Origin of the sequence: Paenarthrobacter aurescens (assembly GCF_041549525.1) — a bacterium.
GTDB lineage: Bacteria > Actinomycetota > Actinomycetes > Actinomycetales > Micrococcaceae > Arthrobacter > Arthrobacter aurescens.
Map to the genome: position 1 here is coordinate 3,384,984 of NZ_CP157456.1, position 18,523 is coordinate 3,403,506.

General features: G+C 61.9%; 16 protein-coding genes. 6 read left to right on the top strand and 10 right to left on the bottom strand.

Features of this window, described 5'->3' with window-relative positions:
- Positions 1–66: 66 nt before the first annotated feature.
- Together ABI796_RS15670 and ABI796_RS15675 are read right to left on the bottom strand one after the other, a co-directional pair.
- Positions 67–642: a helix-turn-helix transcriptional regulator gene (locus tag ABI796_RS15670; protein WP_141281165.1), complete on the bottom strand. Its 576-nt coding sequence runs from the start codon at positions 640–642 to the stop codon at positions 67–69.
- Between the two features lie 95 nt (positions 643–737).
- Complete coding sequence (locus ABI796_RS15675) at positions 738–1,964, bottom strand: acetoin utilization protein AcuC (protein WP_141281163.1); 1,227 nt, start codon at positions 1,962–1,964, stop codon at positions 738–740.
- Positions 1,965–2,066: 102 nt separating this feature from the next.
- On the opposite strand from ABI796_RS15675, the gene ABI796_RS15680 reads away from it, so the two are divergent.
- Positions 2,067–3,500: a TrkH family potassium uptake protein gene (locus ABI796_RS15680; protein WP_141281161.1), complete on the top strand. Its 1,434-nt coding sequence runs from the start codon at positions 2,067–2,069 to the stop codon at positions 3,498–3,500.
- A gap of 40 nt (positions 3,501–3,540) precedes the next feature.
- Positions 3,541–4,179: a TrkA family potassium uptake protein gene (locus tag ABI796_RS15685; protein ID WP_174754461.1), complete on the top strand. Its 639-nt coding sequence runs from the start codon at positions 3,541–3,543 to the stop codon at positions 4,177–4,179.
- A gap of 68 nt (positions 4,180–4,247) precedes the next feature.
- Here the strand turns inward: ABI796_RS15685 and proC are convergent, their stop codons facing one another.
- The 7 genes from proC to ABI796_RS15720 form a co-directional block, all read right to left on the bottom strand.
- On the bottom strand, positions 4,248–5,078 hold the full coding sequence (proC, locus tag ABI796_RS15690; RefSeq protein ID WP_141281158.1) for a pyrroline-5-carboxylate reductase: 831 nt from the start codon (positions 5,076–5,078) through the stop codon (positions 4,248–4,250).
- Positions 5,079–5,402: 324 nt separating this feature from the next.
- A complete protein-coding gene (locus ABI796_RS15695; RefSeq protein WP_141281156.1) occupies positions 5,403–6,236 on the bottom strand; it encodes a sugar phosphate isomerase/epimerase family protein in 834 nt (277 codons plus the stop codon).
- Between the two features lies 1 nt (position 6,237).
- Entirely contained in the window at positions 6,238–7,362 is a 1,125-nt protein-coding gene (locus ABI796_RS15700; RefSeq protein ID WP_141281154.1) for a Ppx/GppA phosphatase family protein, read from the bottom strand.
- An 89-nt stretch (positions 7,363–7,451) separates the two neighbouring features.
- Positions 7,452–7,886, bottom strand: a complete 435-nt coding sequence (locus ABI796_RS15705) for an SseB family protein (protein ID WP_141281152.1) — start codon at positions 7,884–7,886, stop codon at positions 7,452–7,454.
- 66 nt (positions 7,887–7,952) lie between these two features.
- The gene (gene topA, locus ABI796_RS15710; protein ID WP_141281150.1) at positions 7,953–10,679 is read right to left on the bottom strand and encodes a type I DNA topoisomerase; all 2,727 of its coding nucleotides are present in this window, start codon (positions 10,677–10,679) and stop codon (positions 7,953–7,955) included.
- 123 nt (positions 10,680–10,802) lie between these two features.
- Positions 10,803–11,510 (bottom strand): helix-turn-helix transcriptional regulator, encoded by a 708-nt coding sequence (locus ABI796_RS15715; RefSeq protein WP_141281148.1) that lies wholly within the window; start codon positions 11,508–11,510, stop codon positions 10,803–10,805.
- On the bottom strand, positions 11,507–13,156 hold the full coding sequence (locus ABI796_RS15720) for a methyltransferase (RefSeq protein WP_141281146.1): 1,650 nt from the start codon (positions 13,154–13,156) through the stop codon (positions 11,507–11,509). Before ABI796_RS15720 ends, ABI796_RS15715 begins: the two co-directional genes overlap by 4 nt.
- A gap of 111 nt (positions 13,157–13,267) precedes the next feature.
- Between ABI796_RS15720 and ABI796_RS15725 the strand changes: the two genes are divergently transcribed.
- Together ABI796_RS15725 and ABI796_RS15730 are read left to right on the top strand one after the other, a co-directional pair.
- The gene (locus ABI796_RS15725; protein WP_246095654.1) at positions 13,268–13,711 is read left to right on the top strand and encodes a hypothetical protein; all 444 of its coding nucleotides are present in this window, start codon (positions 13,268–13,270) and stop codon (positions 13,709–13,711) included.
- A gap of 65 nt (positions 13,712–13,776) precedes the next feature.
- Complete coding sequence (locus ABI796_RS15730; RefSeq protein ID WP_141281142.1) at positions 13,777–14,307, top strand: hypothetical protein; 531 nt, start codon at positions 13,777–13,779, stop codon at positions 14,305–14,307.
- Positions 14,308–14,314: 7 nt separating this feature from the next.
- Here the strand turns inward: ABI796_RS15730 and ABI796_RS15735 are convergent, their stop codons facing one another.
- Positions 14,315–15,211 carry a rhodanese-related sulfurtransferase gene (locus ABI796_RS15735; protein WP_141281140.1) on the bottom strand — a complete coding sequence of 299 codons (897 nt, stop codon included), beginning with the start codon at positions 15,209–15,211 and terminating at the stop codon, positions 14,315–14,317.
- Positions 15,212–15,371: 160 nt separating this feature from the next.
- Here ABI796_RS15735 and ABI796_RS15740 point away from each other — a divergent pair, with 160 nt between their 5' ends.
- Positions 15,372–16,064, top strand: coding sequence for a GNAT family N-acetyltransferase (locus ABI796_RS15740; protein WP_246095653.1), 693 nt, complete (start codon positions 15,372–15,374; stop codon positions 16,062–16,064).
- An 83-nt stretch (positions 16,065–16,147) separates the two neighbouring features.
- A complete protein-coding gene (locus ABI796_RS15745) occupies positions 16,148–18,490 on the top strand; it encodes a DEAD/DEAH box helicase (protein ID WP_141281136.1) in 2,343 nt (780 codons plus the stop codon).
- Positions 18,491–18,523: the final 33 nt, after the last annotated feature.

Consider the following 18,523-nt stretch of genomic DNA (forward strand, 5'->3'; position numbering starts at 1 on the left):
ACTCAAGGAAAGCAAAGGTTAACAAAAACTCACAATGTGATGAGGATCACGTTAGATGGGGTACGTCTACCGTTTACGGCCGAACTTCGGAAGGTTGGGCAGGTTGGGTAGATTCGCCAAAAGATCAGCGGCCTTAGTAGCAGCACGGCCCACGGTGCGGCCTATCTGCTGGGGCACAGTATCGTCCGACGCCGGATCCAAGGCCACCGGCGTCCCACTCGCATGAACCTTTACAGCCTGCCCTACCGCATCCGCGCGGGTGGCAGGAACCTCGGGAGCGGGAGCTGCAGCCTCTGCCGCAGCAGGCTCAGCTTTGCGCTCCGTCGCAGGATCTCCTGCAGCGGCCGCTGTGGAAGGCGCGACGACGGCGGGAGCCGGGGTGCCGACGTCGAAGGTTTCCAGCCAGCTGGCGACGCCCGCCAGCGGCTTGGGATTGAGGGCATAGAAGCGCTTCTGGCCCTGAGCGCGCATGCTGACGAGATCCGCCTCGCGGAGCACTTTCAAGTGCTTGGAGATAGTGGGCTGGCTCGCAGCCAACTCCTCCACCAATTCGCCTACAGCTTTATCCCCAGAGCGGAGGGAGACCAGGATATCGCGCCTGGTTGCCTCAGCTATGACGGCAAATACGTCGTCAGTCACCATGCCTCCCACCCTAGCGACATATACGCCAATTGGCATCCCTGTTTCGTGGCGCTACAGGGTGGGCGGCGTCAACGCGCACTCGAACCAGGGAACGCTCAGTCGAACCAGGGATCCAGCCCGTACAGGGGAAAGATCTCCTTGCGTGTGGCTATGACGGTCCGGTCAACCTCGTCCGCGGGGTCGTAGCCCACTTCCCAGGAGCGCCACCAGACGTCCACGTCATCGCCCATGGACTCCGGGGCCCACACTCCGTACGTTTCTTTCACGTACGTCCGCCACGCTTCCGGCACCGGCGTGCGCAGCGGCACCGGGCGCTGGGTCACCATGCCAATCAGGTGGCTCCATGCCCTGGGCACAACGCCTGTGACGTCATAGCCGCCACCGCCTGTGGCGATCCAACGGTTGTCACAGTACCGGGCTGCAAGGCCGGCGACGGCGGAGGCCGCCTCACGCTGTCCGTCAACGCTGAGGTTCAGGTGCGTCAGGGGATCGTCCCGGTGGGAGTCGCACCCGTGCTGGCTGACAATGACTTCGGGCCCGAAGGCGCCAACAAGTTGCGGGACCACTGCGTGGAAAGCCCGCAACCAGGCGGCGTCCCCCGTGAAGGCAGGTAGCGCAATGTTGACCGCCGTACCCGGAGCCTTGGGCCCGCCGGTTTCATTGGCAAAGCCGGTCCCGGGGAAAAGGGTGAGGCCCGTTTCGTGCAGGCTGATGGTCATGACCCGGGGGTCGTTCCAGAAAATACTTTGCGTACCGTCGCCGTGATGGGCATCGACGTCAATTGCCACCACCCGCTGCACACCGCCGTCGAGCAGCCGTTGAATGGCCAGGGCGACGTCGTTGTAAACGCAAAAACCGCTGGCCCGCTCACGCGCAGCGTGGTGCATTCCGCCGCTGAAGTTCACAGCCCGGACAGCCTGCCCGCTCAGGATGGTCTCCGCCGCCACCAGCGAACCGCCGGCCAGGCGGGCACTTGCCTCGTGCATGCCGGCGAACGCGGGATCATCCTCGGTGCCCAGCCCGCGGTCCTCCTCAGGAGTGGAGGGGTCGGCGCTGACCCGCTGAACGGCCGCAACGTATTCGGGGCTGTGGACGGTAAAAAGTTCGACGTCGGTGGCTACCGTAGGTGCCTGGACGGCCACATGATGGTGGCTGAACAGGCCCAGGGATTCGGCGAGGCGCGCTGTCAGCTCAAGCCGCTGCGGCGCCATGGGATGTCCCGGACCAAAGTTGTAAGCAGTCATGGCTGGATCCCACACCACCGTCGTTGGCAGTGCGGACCGCGTAATGCTGGAAGCTGTTGTTCCAAGCCGTGAGTTCATCCAGAACAGGCTACCTGAGCCTGAAGGGCCCTTCCGCCCGGTTACGCCCCGGGAATAGTGGTTTACTACTCAGGAAAGCTTGTTCAACCGAGGAAGAGCGCCATGTCTCAAAGCCAGTCGCGGTCCACCAGCCCGACCAACTGGCAACCCAACCAGCAGGAGCGGGAAGGTCTGTGGATCTTCACGCGCGTGCGCGACTTTGTTGACAACATTGCCAACACCTCACCCGCGCGTTTGGCGTTGACCGTCTTTGCCGTGGTGATTCTGGTTTTCACCGGCTTGCTGTCCTTGCCTGCAGCTTCCGCCGCCGGCACGGTCACTCCCCTGCACCAGTCCATGTTTACCGCCGTCTCCGCCGTGTGCGTCACCGGCCTGACGGTTGTTTCCACCGCCACGCACTGGACCTTCTTTGGTCAGCTGGTCATTTTGGTAGGCATCTTTGTTGGCGGCCTTGGCACCTTGACCCTGGCCTCCCTGCTGGCCCTGATGGTCAGCAAACGGCTGGGCGTGCGCGGCAAGCTGATCGCCCAGGAAGCCATGAACAACGCCGGCAGGCTCGGCGAGGTTGGTACCCTGCTCCGGATCGTCATTGTCACCTCGGTGGTCATTGAAGCAGCGTTGGCAATCGCCCTGATCCCCCGTTTCATGGTGCTCGGCGAGAGCTTCTGGCAATCCGTATGGCACGGCGTCTTCTACTCCATCTCGGCGTTCAACAACGCCGGATTCACGCCCCACTCTGACGGCATCGTCCCCTACGAGACCGATCTTTGGATCCTCATCCCGTTGATGTTGGGCGTGTTCCTCGGCAGCCTCGGCTTCCCCGTGGTGATGGTGCTGCAGCAGAACGGGCTGAACTGGAAGAAGTGGAACCTCCACACCAAGCTCACCATCCAGGTCTCGTTCATCCTGCTGGCGGCGGGCACTGTGTTGTGGGCGTTGATGGAGTGGGACAACGTGCGGACCATCGGCCACATGGATATGGGCGATAAGGTGATCCATTCCCTGTTCGCGTCCGTCATGACCCGTTCGGGCGGCTTCAACCTGGTGGATCAGAACCACATGGAGTCCACCACCATGCTCCTCACCGATGCCCTCATGTTTGCCGGCGGTGGCTCCGCGTCCACGGCCGGCGGCATCAAAGTGACAACCATTGCGGTCATGTTCCTGGCAATCATGGCCGAAGCCCGCGGCGACGCCGACGTGAAGGTCTACGGACGCACCATTCCCCAAGGCACCATGCGCGTGGCCATCTCCGTGATCGTGGCCGGCGCCACCCTGGTGTCCGTGGCGGCATTCCTGCTGCTCTCCATCAGCGGCGCTTCACTGGACCGGGTGCTCTTTGAGTCCATTTCCGCCTTCGCCACCGTGGGACTGAGCACCAACCTCAGTGCCGAGCTGCCGCCGTCGGGCGTTTATGTCCTGACCGCCTTGATGTTCGCCGGCCGTGTGGGCACCGTAACCCTCGCAGCCGGATTGGCCCTTCGCCAACGCAGCCAGCTGTACCACTACCCGGAAGAGAGGCCAATCATTGGCTAGTAGCACAGGGGCAGCAAACCGCCCCGCCCACAATTCACCAGTGCTGGTTATTGGCCTTGGCCGGTTTGGATCCGCCACGGCTGAGCAGCTGGTCAAGCAGGGCCGCGAAGTCCTGGCCATTGAGCGGGACCGCACCCTCGTCCAGAAATGGGCGCCCGTCCTCACTCACGTGGTGGAAGCCGATGCCACCAACATTGATGCCCTGCGCCAGTTGGGAGCCCAGGAGTTCAGCTCAGCGGTGGTAGGTGTTGGTACCTCAATCGAGTCCTCCGTGCTCATCACCGTGAACCTGGTGGACCTGGGCATCCAACACCTGTGGGTCAAAGCCATCACGCCCTCGCATGGCAAGATCCTCACCCGGATCGGCGCAAACCATGTGATCTACCCGGAGGCCGACGCCGGTGTCCGCGCAGCCCACCTGGTGTCCGGGCGGATGCTGGACTTCATCGAGTTCGACGACGATTATGCGATCGTTAAAATGTACCCGCCCAAGGAAACCGTGGGTTTCACGCTGGAGGAATCGAAGGTCCGCTCCAAGTACGGCGTGACGATCGTGGGCGTGAAGACCCCCGGCGAGGACTTCACGTACGCCCGGCCGGAAACCAAGGTGTCCAGCCACGACATGTTGATTGTGTCCGGGCACGTGGACCTGCTGGAGCGCTTCGCAGCCCGTCCGTAACCCCTTGGAGTTTTTGTACAGATAACGCCCCTAAGAACCGCTCTTAGGGGCGTTATCTGTACACAAAATCAGCTGAGCTGTTTGGTGATCTCAGCTGCGCGGGCTGCTGCCGCACGCGCGCCGTCGGCAATGATCCTGGGGATGCCGCCGTCGTCGAAAGCCGCGATGGCACGCTCTGTGGTTCCGTTGGGGCTGGTGACGGCGATGCGCAGGGCGGAGGGGTCCGCGCCCGGTTCGGCCAGCATGAAACCGGCACCCGCAACAGTTTCGCGGGCCAGCATCACGGACAGCTCCTGGTCCAAACCAAGCTCGACGCCGGCCGCAGCCATGGCTTCTGCGAGGTAGAACGCGTAGGCCGGACCGGAGCCGCTGATGGCCGAGAGCGCATCAACCTGCTCTTCAGGGATCTCCACCACCGTGCCCGCGCCAGCCAATGCCTTCTTGGCCCTTTCGAGCTGTTCAGGGGTGCAGTGGGTACCCGCAGAAACGGAGACGACGCCGCGGCCCAGCCGTGCCGGCGTGTTGGGCATGGTGCGGATCACCGGTTGTCCGTCCGGCAGCGCCGCTTCCAGCTGGGCAATGGAAACTGCCGCTGCAACACTCACAACAATCGTCTCTTTTGCCAGTGCCGGGCTGATCTCCCGGGCCAGGTCCAGGATGCCTACCGGCTTAACGCCAAGGATGACCATGCTGGAGCCCTTGGTGGCCAACTTGTTGTTGTCCGGCTCCTCCTCGCCTGCAATGGCCATAACCCCGTGGCGCTGGGCAAGTTCATCGGCCCGTTCTGCACGGCGGACGGTGGCCACGATGTCTGACGGGTCCGTCCCGGCGGCAATAAGACCGCCCAGAATTGCCTCGTTCATGGATCCACAGCCAAGGAATGCGATTCGGTTGCTCATGGCTCCATCATTGCAGTTGGCCGTGGACGGGGTCTAACAGTTTACGGATTCACAGCTTGCTCCCAAGGTTATTGCAGGCAGCACTCATCCTTGGTCCGTAACTTAGTAGTTACCTCATTGAGGGTGCGAGTGATGAAGGCGGGCATGGGGATGTCCGCCAGCAGCACCGGTGGCCGGGCGGGTTTTCCCCCATTTCCCGATTCGGCCGCCGGTGCTTTCGCTTTTAACGCGGGGTTTCACGGGGCCAGCAGTGCGAATCCCGCACTTGTTCGCCTGACTCCCCCTTACAGGGCGGGTCAAACGAACAAGCGCGGGACCGGTGGACTAGTTGTCGACCGAACGCAGCATGGGAACACTGAGATGTTGCCGGGCAAACCGCAGGGTTTCAGCCAGCATCTCCTCGCGCTCCCCCGCCACCTTGGCCTTGCGGGTGGAAATTTCAGCCACAACCACGCCGTCGAACCCCGTGGCTGCCAGGTGCTGCAGGGCATCGGCACACTGCTGCGTTCCTGTGCCCGGCACCAAGTGCTCGTCCTTGCCCGAACCTGAGCCATCAGTGAGATGGACGTGGCGGAGCTTGTTTCCCAGCGCCTTGATGGCTTCCAGACTGTTGGCCCCGGCAGTGGCGGCGTGCGAGAAGTCCCACGTGACGTCGTCGTAATCCTGACCCAACGGGTCCCAGTGCGGCAGGTAGGCCACAGCCTCGCGCCCACGGACCCTCCAGGGGTACATGTTCTCCACGGCGATCCGCACCCGGTACCTTGCGGCGATTTCACGGACGCCTTCTACGAAGTTCTCCGCATAATTGGACTGCCAGCGGAATGGCGGGTGGACCACCACGGTGTCGCAACCGACGTCCGCGGCCATCTGGCAGGACTTCTCGATCTTGTTCCACGCCGTACCCCACACCTGCTGCGTCAACAACAAAGTGGGCGCATGGATGGAGACGATCTCCTGGTGGTACCGGTGGCTCAGCTGAATCAGGGCATCAGGGTTCTGGCTCACCGCGTTATTGGTGACCATCACCTCCACGCCCTCATAACCCAGGTCCTGCGCCACGGCGAAGGCGTCATGGACGCTCAGCGGGTACACGGACGCGCTGGACAGCGCCACGGGAATTTGGCGGTCATTCACTTCAGGTTCGACGTCGTTGCTCATCTCAGGAGGCCAGCCCGCCTGCCACTGGGGCTGGGATCGGTGTTGGGGACGGTGTGTTTACAGGGACCGGGAATTCTTTGAACCCCGGGTGGGGTTCTTCTTCTGCCGCGGGAGCCTTGGCGGCTTCTTTGGCTGCCTTTTTCTTGGACTTGTCCTTTTTGCGCTTCCCCACGTGGGGTGCCGGATCCAGCGCTTCCTCGAAGACCAACTGGTCCAGACGGCGCAGGATCAGGCCTTCGCGGAGGGCCCAGGGACAGATCTCCATCTTGGGGAATTCGAAGAGTTCCAGCGCCGCTTCGGCCACCAGTGCTCCTGCCAGTAGTTGGCGGGCACGGGCGTCCGAAACACCGGGAAGGTACAGCCGGTCCTCCACTGTCATGGCAGAAATCCGCTGTGCCCACAAACCCAGGTCTGCTGCATGAAGCTCGCGCTTAACGTACGGCCCCGCAGCACTGGGGGCTGCACCGGCGATGCGCGCCAAGGACCGGAAAGTCTTGGACGTGCCGGCAACCAGGTTGGCCCGGCCCAGGTCATGGAAGTCCCGGACTACGGGCTTCAGTGTTGAGCGGATGTAGCGGCGCAGTTCCTTCACGCTCTTGGCGCTGGGCGGATCGTCGTGGAGCCAATCCCGTGTCAGACGGCTGGCGCCCAAGGGAACGGACGTGGCGTACTCAGGAAGTTCATCCGTTCCATACGCCATTTCAAAGGAGCCGCCCCCAATGTCAAGGTCAAGAATGGGACCTGCACCCCACCCGTACCAACGGCGTACGGCAAAGAACGTCATGGAGGCTTCTTCACTGCCCGTGAGTTCCTGGAGAGTCACCGTGGTTTCGTGCTTGACCCGGGCCAGAACCTCCGGCCCGTTGGTTGCTTCACGAATGGCCGAGGTACAGAAGGCCAGGAGGTCCTCGGCTTTGTGGCTGGCCGCGAACTCCCAGGCCTCCAGGACAAACTCGATCAGCTCGTGCTGCCCGGCGTCATTGATGTTGCCATCGCCGTCCAGGTACTGCACCAGCGAGAGCGGGCGCTTGTGGGAAGCAAAAGCTACCGGGCGCGCGCCGGGGTGAGCGTCCACCAGCAGCAGGTGGACGGTGTTGGAGCCGATGTCTAGAACGCCAAGACGCATTCTGCCATTATTCACCGATTCGAAGCCTGCGAAGCAACTTGGCCGCGACGTTTCGCTGACGGAATGGTTACCAGCGGCTTGGGCAGCCGCTATTCGGCGGGCTCCCCGGCTTCGTCAGCACGCTTGAAGTCGCGGCGAATGTTCGCAATCCCCTCAGGATCAATTTCGAAGCCGAATTCGCTTCCGGGGTTGATCACCATGCCCAGTTCATCGCCGATGTTGCCCAGGATCGCTGAACCCATGGTGCCCAGGACGTGCGGGGCTGCCTCAAGGAAGCGCTCATCGACGCGGCTGGGGTGGCTGAACACAGCCAGAACGGGCTGGCCGTCGGCGTTGGAAAGCACCAAGGGCTCCACTGAGGAGTCAGGTCCGTCCACGGCTTCGGAGCTGACGAGGTAGACCTCATTGTTCAGGAAAGCGAGGATGACATCCACCGGGTTTGCGTCCGGCTGTTCGGCCGAGGCGAGCTTGGCCTCGAGGTCGTTCAAGGGTTCGTTGTCCGGTGAAACCGTCTGTTCAGTCATGGTTCTACTCGACCACGATGCCGGCCGGGACGCAATTCGCGAGTGCTGTCCCGGCCGTCATGGCTACTACTTTTTGGCTGCGGCCTTCTTCTTGGCCGGCGCCTTACGGGTGGTGGTCCGCTTCACAGGGCCCTTGGCCCGCTTTTCCGCCAAAAGCTCGACGGCGCGTTCCCGGGTCAGCTCCTCAAGGGACGTTGAGCGCGGCACAGTGATGTTGGTGACGCCATCGGTGATGTAAGGGCCGAAGCGGCCTTCCTTCACTACGATGTTCTTCTCAGAAACGGGGTCCGGGCCGAACTCAGCCAAAGGCGGTACGGCGGCACGGGCACCGCGCTGCTTGGGCTGCGAATAGATCTCCAACGCCTGCTCCAAGGTGATCGTGAAGATCTCCTCTTCCGATCCGATGGAGCGGGAGTCCGTACCCTTTTTCAGGTAAGGACCGAAGCGGCCGTTCTGCACCGTGATGGGGTTACCCTCGGCGTCCTCACCCAGAACCCGGGGCAAGCTCATCAGCGCAAGGGCTTCGTCCAAGGTGACTGTATCCACGGTCATGGACTTGAACAGTGAACCGGTACGCGGCTTGGCCTTCACCGGCTTCTTGGGAGGCTTGGGTTTGCCGTTCTTGTAATACTCCACTGGCTGGTTGGCCAGTTGTTCCTCGGTCATCTCCGGGATGATCTCGGTGACGTAGGCTCCGTACCGGCCGTTCTTGGCAACAATGGTGTGGCCGGTGTGCGGATCGGTTCCCAGCACCCGTTCCTCGGGTGCCGCGGTCTCCATGAGCTCTTTGGCTTTGTCCGCCGTGAGTTCATCCGGAGCCAGTTCCTCGGGAACGTTGGCACGGGCGGATTCAACTACTTCGCCGGTCTTCGCATCGAGGGTGGGGATGGAGCTTTCCAGGTACGGGCCAAATTTGCCCACGCGCAGGGTGATGCCTTCGGCAATCGGCACGGAGTTAATCTCGCGGGCATCGATTTCGCCAAGGTTGTTGACGATGCTCAGAAGGCCGGGATCTGCATCCTCACCGTAGTAGAAGTGCTTCAGCCAGGCAGCGCCCACTGCTTGGCCGTTGGCGATCTTGTCCAGATCGCCTTCCATGTCAGCGGTGAACTCGTAGTCCACATAGTCCGTGAAGTGCTGTTCCAGCAAACGGATCACGGAGAACGCGATCCAGCTGGGAACCAGGGCGGAGCCCTGCTTACGGACGTAGCCACGGTCCTGGATGGTGGAAATGGTGGATGCGTAGGTGGACGGGCGGCCGATGCCGCGCTTTTCCAGCTCAGCTGTCAGCGATGCTTCCGTGTAGCGCGGCGGCGGCGATGTTTCGTGGCCAACCGCCACAATGTCCGAAGCCGCCAGGGAATCATCCTTGGCAACGTTCGGCAGGCGGCGGGCTTCGTCCGACTCCTCATCCCCACGGCTTTCATCCTTGCCCTCTTCGTAGGCTGCAAGGAAGCCCGGGAAGGTGATGACCGTACCGGAGGCCGAGAATTCGGCGTCGCGTCCGTCAGCGGCCACTGCACCGAGCCGGATGGTGGCGGTGGAACCCTTGGCGTCAGCCATCTGGGATGCCACGGTGCGCTTCCAGATGAGCTCGTACAGCCGGAACTCGTCACCGCTCAGCTGCTTGGCAACCTGGGCAGGGGTGCGGAAGGAGTCGCCGGCGGGACGGATGGCCTCGTGGGCTTCCTGGGCGTTGGCGGCCTTCTTGGCGTAAACCCGGGGGCTCTGGGGCACGTACTCGGGACCATAAAGCTCCGAAGCCTGACGGCGGGCTGCCGTGAGTGCTTCGTCGCTCAAGGCGGACGAGTCCGTACGCATATAAGTGATGTAGCCGTTTTCATACAGGCGCTGGGCAACCTGCATGGTGCTCTTGGACGAGAAGCGAAGCTTACGCCCGGCTTCCTGCTGCAGCGTGGATGTAGTGAACGGTGCTGCCGGGCGGCGGGTGTAAGGCTTGGTGTCTACGGAGCGGACGCGGAAATCGGCATTCTCCAGGCCGGCCGCCAAGGACGTGGCAAGTTCCTCATTGAGGTGCACCACGTTGGAGGAAGTCAGTTGACCGTTGTCGTTGAAGTCCCGGCCACTGGCAACCTTGGAGCCGTCCACGGCGGCAAGCTTTGCCTTGAACGAACCCGAGTCCGAGCCGAACTGGCCTGTGAGGTCCCAGTACGATGCTGCGCGGAAGGCCATGCGTTCACGTTCGCGGTCCACCACCATGCGTGTCACCACGGACTGCACACGGCCGGCGGACAGCCCACGGGCCACCTTGCGCCACAGAACAGGCGAAATCTCATACCCGTACAGGCGGTCAAGGATACGGCGGGTCTCCTGGGCATCCACCAAGGCCGTGTCCACATCCCGGAGGTTGTCCATGGCGCGGTGGATGGCTTCCTTGGTGATTTCACCGAAGGTCATGCGGTAAACGGGAACCTTGGGTTTGAGGACCTCCAGGAGGTGCCACGCGATGGCTTCGCCTTCGCGGTCCCCATCGGTTGCGAGATAGAGCGCGTCAGCGTCTTTCAGCTGGGCCTTGAGCTCGGCAACCTTTTTCTTCTTGTCCGGAGAAACAACGTAGTACGGCTTGAAGTCGTTTTCGACGTCTACTGCGAACTTGCCCAACGAGGTCTTCTTCAGTTCGGCAGGGAGGTCCGACGGCTGCGGGAGATCCCGGATATGGCCGATCGAAGCCTCGACGATGAAGCCCTCGCCAAGATACTTGGCGATGGTCTTGCTCTTGGCGGGAGACTCCACGATCACGAGTTTCTTGCCGGTTTTTGCCTTGCTGGGCACGGTGCTCCTACAGAAAAAATGTGTAATTGGGCTGGTGCCCATATTGGCCTAGTTCACCATAGTTTGCAGAATCCTGCGTTTTGGTACGGAAACCAGGACGGGCATTCGAGGGCCCGGCGGCAGTTACTGACCGGGCGCTACGCGGTCATCCGGGATCATTGACCACAAGGTTGCCACACGTTCGGCACCTTCGGGTATCTGAGTGGGATCCTCAAGTTCGTACTCCCGCAGAACGGCGCGGATTCTGTCTAAAAGTTCCCTGCGCTGCGGGTTGGTCAGGTACAGCAGGTTGCTGGAAAGGACAACCGCTGCCGGTTCCTCAGCCGTTTCCCCGCGCTGCCGGCGTTCCCCCCGGGCCTTCGCGAAAGCAGAGGCCCTCCGCCGGAAGGCATCGAGCTCAAGATCCACCACTGCTATCTCCGGGCTGGCGACGCTGCCTCCAGAGATGGTGAAGTCCGTTCCGGCTGCCTTCCATCGGCGTTCCCTTGCGTCTCCCGCATTTTCCGCAGGCGCCACAATCCCCCACTTCTGCAGCGCGCGGAGGTGGTAGCTCATGGCACTGGGCGTCAGGCCTGTCCTGGCAGCGAGTTCGGTGGCTGTGTGGCTGACTTGGGTGGCGTAAAGCTCAGAGATCACTTCAAGCCGGGCAGCATGCGCCAAAGCACGGATGGCCTTGGGATCGGTAATCTCAACCGTCTTCTCGGCACGTTTCCGGCGAGGAACGTCTCCCGACGCTTGGGATGTCTCGTTGTTCACAGTCACTTCATCAGTGTAGTCAGGGTCACTTCCAGGAGGTCCGGCCATTGATGAGCGCGCCGTACCCCGGCTCATACGCTGACCTGCTCCGGGTCCGGAAGGAGGAACCCGTCCAGCACCAGATTGGTGACCTCCCGCAAGAGCCCATCACGGAATGCCTCCTCGTCGAAGTCCTCACCCCCGCCCAGGAGAGATACCAGGGCCGAGATGATCTGCCGAACGGACAGTTGGCCATCGCAAGCAGAGACAAAACCGGCGAGTTCAGTGCTGAGCAGATTGGTCCGGCGGAGGCCGGCGCCTTGCCTGAGGAGAATGACTCCCGGATGGGCAGCCCCCGGCCGCTGGTGGCGTTCCTCCGTGACATCCTCGGCAACCACCAGGTGCGCCGTCTCAACCGAATGTGCGGCCACCCAATCAGCGCGTTCCACAGCTGCGCCCACATGGGGTCCAATCGGTTGTTCGATCGGATAGGTAATTTCCTCGAAGCGATGGATCACCGGTCCGGACTCTTGCTCCGGGCGGCGAAGCCAAATCATTCCGAAGCCAATACCTTCAACGTTTCGGGACGCAAAATCATCCAAATAGGCAGCGTACGCTTCCTGGTATTGCCCATCCTCGCGGTTCTGCGAAGCGTCCTGGAGCCAGGTCTCCGCATACTGCTCGGGACCAACCTGCTCACGCTGAATGAACCAAACATCCAACCCTGAATCCCGGAGCCAGGCCTGAGGTCTGTCCTTCCAGTCCGCACCGGAGACCACTTCCCAGTTGCCGAGCATTTGCGCCATCCCACCCGGCTCCAGCACCTCCGCGAGGGACTGGACCAGTGAAGCCACGATCTCGTCCCCGGGTAGCCCTCCGTCACGGTAGGTGAACTGGTCCGACGCCGTTTCGCCGCCCGTCCGCGGGGTGATAACGAACGGTGGGTTCGATACCACCAACCCGAACTGCTCCCCCGCTACGGGCTCCAGGAGCGAGCCAAGCCGCAAGCTCACCCGGGCTTCCAGGTTCCGGGGGTCCAGCTCCAGTTCCGCAGCGTTCAACAGAAGATTGAAGCGTGTAAAGGCAAGTGCCCGCTCGGAAATGTCCGTGGCCGTCACGTGCTCGCAGTGATGGAGCAAGTGGAAAGTTTGGATTCCGCACCCGGTGCCCACATCCAGTGTCCGTTTGCTGTGCTTCCTGAACGTGGTTTGGACCAAGGTTGTTGAGGCCCTTCCGATTCCAAGGACATGATCATGCCTCAACACTCCGGGCTGCTGGTGGGCTGCGAGGTCGCTGGCCACCCAGAGTTCCGCGCCGCCACTGCCATCTGTGTTGGCGTCCCAGCCGTAAGGGCGAAGGTCTACTTTGGCCTGGACCATCCCGGACCCGATAGTGACCAGCCCCAACTCCGCCAGCCCTGCCGAACGTACGCCGGGGAGCGCAGAGTCTATGTCCGCCACGGACTGTGGGACGGCAAGCAGCCACAGGCGGATAACCGCCGCCAAAGACCGGAGAGCAGGGTCCTGCGAGTTCATGAGCCGCTCACTGGCCAACAGCGCGGGAATGAGTTGGTCCCGGCCCAGTGCCTCAGAAGCTGATGCGCCCAGAATCCCAGCGACGCCGTCCACTGTGTAGGAGAGGTTGCGAAGATCCGCAGCGAGTACCGTCAGCAGTTCGGGGAGGTCACTGCGAGGAGCGTCGGCTGTGTTGCCGGAAGTAAAGGAGGAAGCTGTGTCAGTCACCTTGCAAGTGTAGGGGCGCCGTGGGGTGCCCCGGGATGCCGGACTTGCCCTATGTGGACAATTGGGGCGGTGTGGGCAAAGACCCCGTTGGAACCCGGTAGCGTTGGAGGCATGCTCAACCCCTCCTCCACAAGGCGCCGCGCGGGCCTTGTTGCCATCACTGCTGCGGTCCTGCTGGGAGTCTGCGGCTGCCAAGCACCAGCCAACATTGAAGACGCCGACGTTCCGGCGTGGAAGGAAAAGGCCCTTCCCGCGGCGAGCGGGGTGGTGTTGGAGGATTCCGGCAAGATCCTCAACCGGGAACCCCTGGTCAAAGAGTCCCCCAACGTACCGGCCGGGAGCTACACGCTCACCATGGCATGCGACGGTGGCGGCAAAGCCTACTTTGCGGTTTCCTCGGGCGGCAGCAAAATCGCAGACGCGGCCGCAGCCTGCAACGGCAGCCTTGACGTAGTGAAGATCAAAGTGCCCGGGAGCGGTTCTCTCAGCATCTCAACGAGCAGCGTCGATGCCCCGTTGATCTTCGCCTATCACGTGGTGTCCGCGGCCGCTTAGGGCCGGACCAACACCTGTAGTTGGCAGCCCTTTGGCCAGAGTCTTTACGGGCGTAAAGTCAGTCCATGGGCAGCAAGGCAGCTCGCTCGGTGATGCCGCGACGGCCGGCGAGGACCGCCGTCGTGGTTTTCATTGCGCTGGGCTGCAGCCTGACGGCCTGCGAATACACCTATGACGACGCCGGAAGGCCAGCGGCCAGCCCCACTTCCACGTCCAACAATATTGTTCTGCCGCCCGATCCTGCCTTGGAGGACACGGTAAGTGGCGAGGCACTGGAAGAGTGGGCCAAATTGGCGTTGCCCGAGTCCCAGGGGCAGTCTTTCTACTCAAGCCACGGGTATCTGAACCCCGGCGAGTCGAAGACTGAGCAGACAGTGCAGCTGCCGGGCGGGACCTACGCAGTAACCCTGGCCTGCCGGGGGACACGACGCGTGACGTTCAGCGTCGCATCGGGTGAGGCCAAGCTCGTGGACCTGACTTTGGGGTGCGCCAATGCACGCGTGAGTGTGGTCCAGTTGGAAAAGGACGCCGTACTGTCCATCAGCGTGGGTTCACGATCGGACGCCAACTTCGCGTACCGGGTGAGCAGGCTCTGAACAGCCCTTAGGCGGCTTCGCAGCCACCGGGGCAACGGAGTGTTTCAGGGCTGGAGGCACATTCCTGGCAATACAGGGTCAGAGTCCGGCAGCTGAGGTTTGAGCAGTTCTCGAACTTGTTGGTGGGCGCAGCGCAGCGGACGCATTCACCGATGGTTTTGGCTTCATCGCTGAACTCCACATGCATGCGTTTGTCGAACACGTACAGGGAGCCTTCCCACAGGCCCTTGTCCTTGAACGTCTCGCCGTAGCGGACAATCCCGCCATCAAGCTGATACACCTCTTTGAAGCCCCTGTTGACCATCAGGCTGGACAACACTTCGCACCGGATCCCGCCCGTGCAGTACGTGACCACGGGCTTGTCCTTGAGGTCGTCGTACTTGCCGGACTCGAGCTCCTTGATGAAATCGTGGGTGGTGTCCACGTCCGGGACGATTGCGTCCTTGAACTTACCGATTTGGGCTTCGAAAGCGTTGCGGCCATCGAAGAACACCACGTCTTCGCCGTTGGTCTTCTTGGCGTCCACCAGTACATGAAGTTCCTCGGGCTGGAGGTGTTTACCGCCACCTACCACGCCGTTCGCATCCACTTTCAACTCACCCGGCGCTCCGAACGAGACAATCTCATCGCGGACCTTGACGCTGAGGCGCGGGAAATCCGCGGCACTTCCTTCGGACCATTTGAAGTCGATGTCATGGAAGCCCTTGTATTCCCGGGTGGTCTTCACGTACTGCTTCATGTTGTTCAGCTCGCCGCCCACCGTGGCGTTGATGCCATCCTTGGAGATAAGAATTCTGCCGGTGAGACCCAACTTTTCGCACAAGGCACGCTGCCAGAGACGCACGGCCTCGGGGTCGGCGATCGGGGTAAAGCCATAGAAGAGCACAATTCGGTTCAAAGCCACTATTAAAGGGTACTTGGTGCAGTAAAATCGTGGCCTCCCGCGCCGGGTTCCGGGCAGGCGTGCCCGCAGGGCCGCCAGCGGAAGTCACAATTGCATAAGCAACCATCGCCGGGCTGACATGGCTCTGTTGCTTCATGGTGTGCTGGCATACTCTCTCTACATGAGTCCAGACGCCTTGGTTGAAGACATTGCGCACCTCTTGGAAGTCTGGGTGGCCGGCTGGTCCGGCTGCCGCGGCTATGAGTTACGCCAAGAGGGCCGCTTCCCTGCCACACTTCGCGCCGATAAGACCGGTGACTGGGAGTATTTCGCCCACGATCCTTCAGATGATGAGTTCGCCGCCTTGGCCGACAAGACGGCAGAAGCTCCAACACGGATCCTGACGATCCTCACCAATGATGTCCAACGGTATAAATACCTCGCTGAACAGCGCGGGCTGACCGTGACCTCCGCGTCCCAGACCATGATGGTGGTGGACATGGAGACCCAGGATTCCGAGGATCCCTGGCTCCCGGACGACGACTTGGAGCTCGCTACCTCCGAATCCAACGGCGTCCACTATGCAGTGGTGCACTCCGGCGAGCAGGTGGCCGCCAGCGGCCGGGTGTACGTGGTCAACGGCACAGCGATCTTCGACAAGATCGTTACCGAACCGGATTTCCAACGCCGTGGCCTGGGTAGCTTCATCATGAAAGCCCTGGCTGCTCAAGCTTTCGCCCATGATGTGGAGAACGGTCTTCTCCTGGCCTCGCTGGATGGCCAAAAGCTCTACTCCCACCTTGGATGGGATGTGGTGTGCCACGTCCTCATGATGTCCAGTGGTTCCGAAGGATCAGACCTCTCAGGAGCATAGAAACTCCCGTATTAAAGCAATGCCCGACGGCGGCGCCCCAAGGTGCCGCCGTTGGCGTGCCCGCACAGTGACAGAATGATTCGGTGGCTGCACCGAATTCTTTGATCTCTTTGCTGGGCCGGACACCGGACCCTGAGCAGCTGCGCCATGTCCACACCATCCCCGCCCGGAAAGCAATCAACGAGCCCTGGCCGGGGTGGGTCCACCCGGATGTGGTGGCAGCCTACGGTGCACTGGGCATCCATGAACCCTACCGTCACCAGATCCAGGCGGCAGACCTCGCCCATTCCGGACAGCACGTGGTCATCGCCACGGGAACTGCTTCCGGAAAGTCGCTCGCTTACCAGTTGCCGGCCTTGGATGCGATTCACCGGTCCGAGCTGCGGGTCCTGTCAGATCCGGGCAAGATTCACGACGACGGCGCCGTCACGTTGTACTTGTCCCCTACCAAGGCCTTGGCTGCGGACCAGCTCGCGGCAATCCGTTCGCTGAAGTTGCCCACGGTGCGCGCCGAAACCTATGACGGCGATACTGATGTCTCCGCCAGGCGTTGGATCCGCGACCACGCCAACTTCATCCTTGCCAATCCGGACATGCTGCACTTCGGCATTCTTCCCAACCACTCATGGTGGGCACGGTTCTTCCGGCGGCTGCGCTACGTCATTGTGGACGAAGCACATAGTTACCGGGGTGTCTTCGGATCCCACGTGGCCAATCTGATGCGGCGCTTGCGCCGGATCTGCGCTTACTACGGCGCTGGGAGCTCCTTCCCTGAGCCGGTGTTCATTGCCGCTTCCGCCACAGCATCGGATCCAGGGGTTTCCTTCGGGCGGCTCATCGGTGCTCCCGTCCGGGAAGTCTCCGAAGACTGCTCGCCGCACGGTTCCACTACGGTGGCGTTCTGGGAGCCCGCGCTGACCGACGTCAAGGGTGAAAATGGTGCTAAGCAGCGCAGAACAGCAGTTGCCGAGACAGCGGATATTCTGGCCAATCTTGTCTCGTCGCGCGTCAGGACCATCGCGTTCATCAAGTCGCGTCGCGGTGCAGAGTCCATTGCCTCCATCACTAAGAGACTGCTTGACGATGTGGATCCCAGTCTTCCCGGGCGGGTAGCGGCGTACAGGTCCGGGTACTTGCCCGAGGAGCGGCGCGCCTTGGAACAGGCTTTGAGATCCGGCCAGCTGCTGGGGGTCTCCAGTACCTCCGCCCTGGAACTTGGTATCGATATTTCCGGACTTGATGCCGTCCTGGTGGCAGGGTGGCCTGGCACCCGGGCGTCTCTCTTCCAGCAGATCGGCCGCGCAGGTCGCGCAGGACAGGATGCCATTGCAGCTTTCGTGGCAAGCGATGATCCCTTGGATACGTACTTGGTGAACCACCCGGAAGCGATTTTTGACGTTTCCGTGGAGGCTACGGTCTTCGATCCCGGCAACCCGTACGTCCTTGGCCCGCACTTGTGCGCGGCAGCGGCCGAATTGCCGATCGGTCCGGCAGAGCTTGATCTGTTTGGTCTCACGGCCGAGGGTCTCCTTGATCGTTTGGTCATCCAGGGCTATCTGCGTAAGCGGCCTGCAGGATGGTTCTGGACGCATCCGGAGAGCGCCGCGGGGATGGTGAACCTCCGGGCCGACGGAGGTGGACCGGTGAGCATTGTGGACGCTGAAACGGGCTCGCTTCTGGGCACCATGGACTCGCCGCAAACTCACTATCAAGCCCACACGGGCGCCATCTATGTCCACCAAGGTGAGAGCTACCTGGTGGAGGAACTCAACGAAACCGATCACTGCGTCATGGTGCGCCGGGTCAACCCTGACTTTTACACCACGGCCAGGGATGTAACCCAGATTGAGGTCCTTGAAACTTCGCGCTCGGTTCAATGGGGCGATATCACTGTGCACTTTGGCGACGTCAAAGTAACTACCCAAGTGGTTTCCTTCCAACGTAAGGCTTTGATTTCCAACGAGATCCTCGGCGAAGAACCTCTCGATTTGGGTGCCAGGGACCTCTTCACCAAGGCCGTCTGGTTTGTGGTGGACAACCGTTCGCTGCACGGAGCCGGACTGGTGGAGGCTGAGTTCCCCGGGGCGCTGCATGCGGCTGAACATGCTGCAATTGGGCTCCTCCCCTTAGTGGCTTCAAGTGACCGCTGGGACATCGGCGGCGTCTCCACGGCTCTCCATGCCGACACAGGTGTGCCAACGATCTTCGTTTACGACGGTCATCCCGGTGGCGCCGGCTTTGCTGAGCGCGGTTTCGAGAAGGCCAAAATTTGGCTGACAGCCACCCGCGAAGCCATCAAAGCGTGCGAGTGCGATGCCGGCTGCCCGTCCTGTGTTCAGTCCCCTAAATGCGGGAACAAGAACAACCCGTTGGACAAAGCGGCCGCCATCACACTCCTGGACGTTTTGCTGAAGGACGCAAGATAGCGGGTCCGCGGAGCAGCGCCAGCGGGTGTGGCA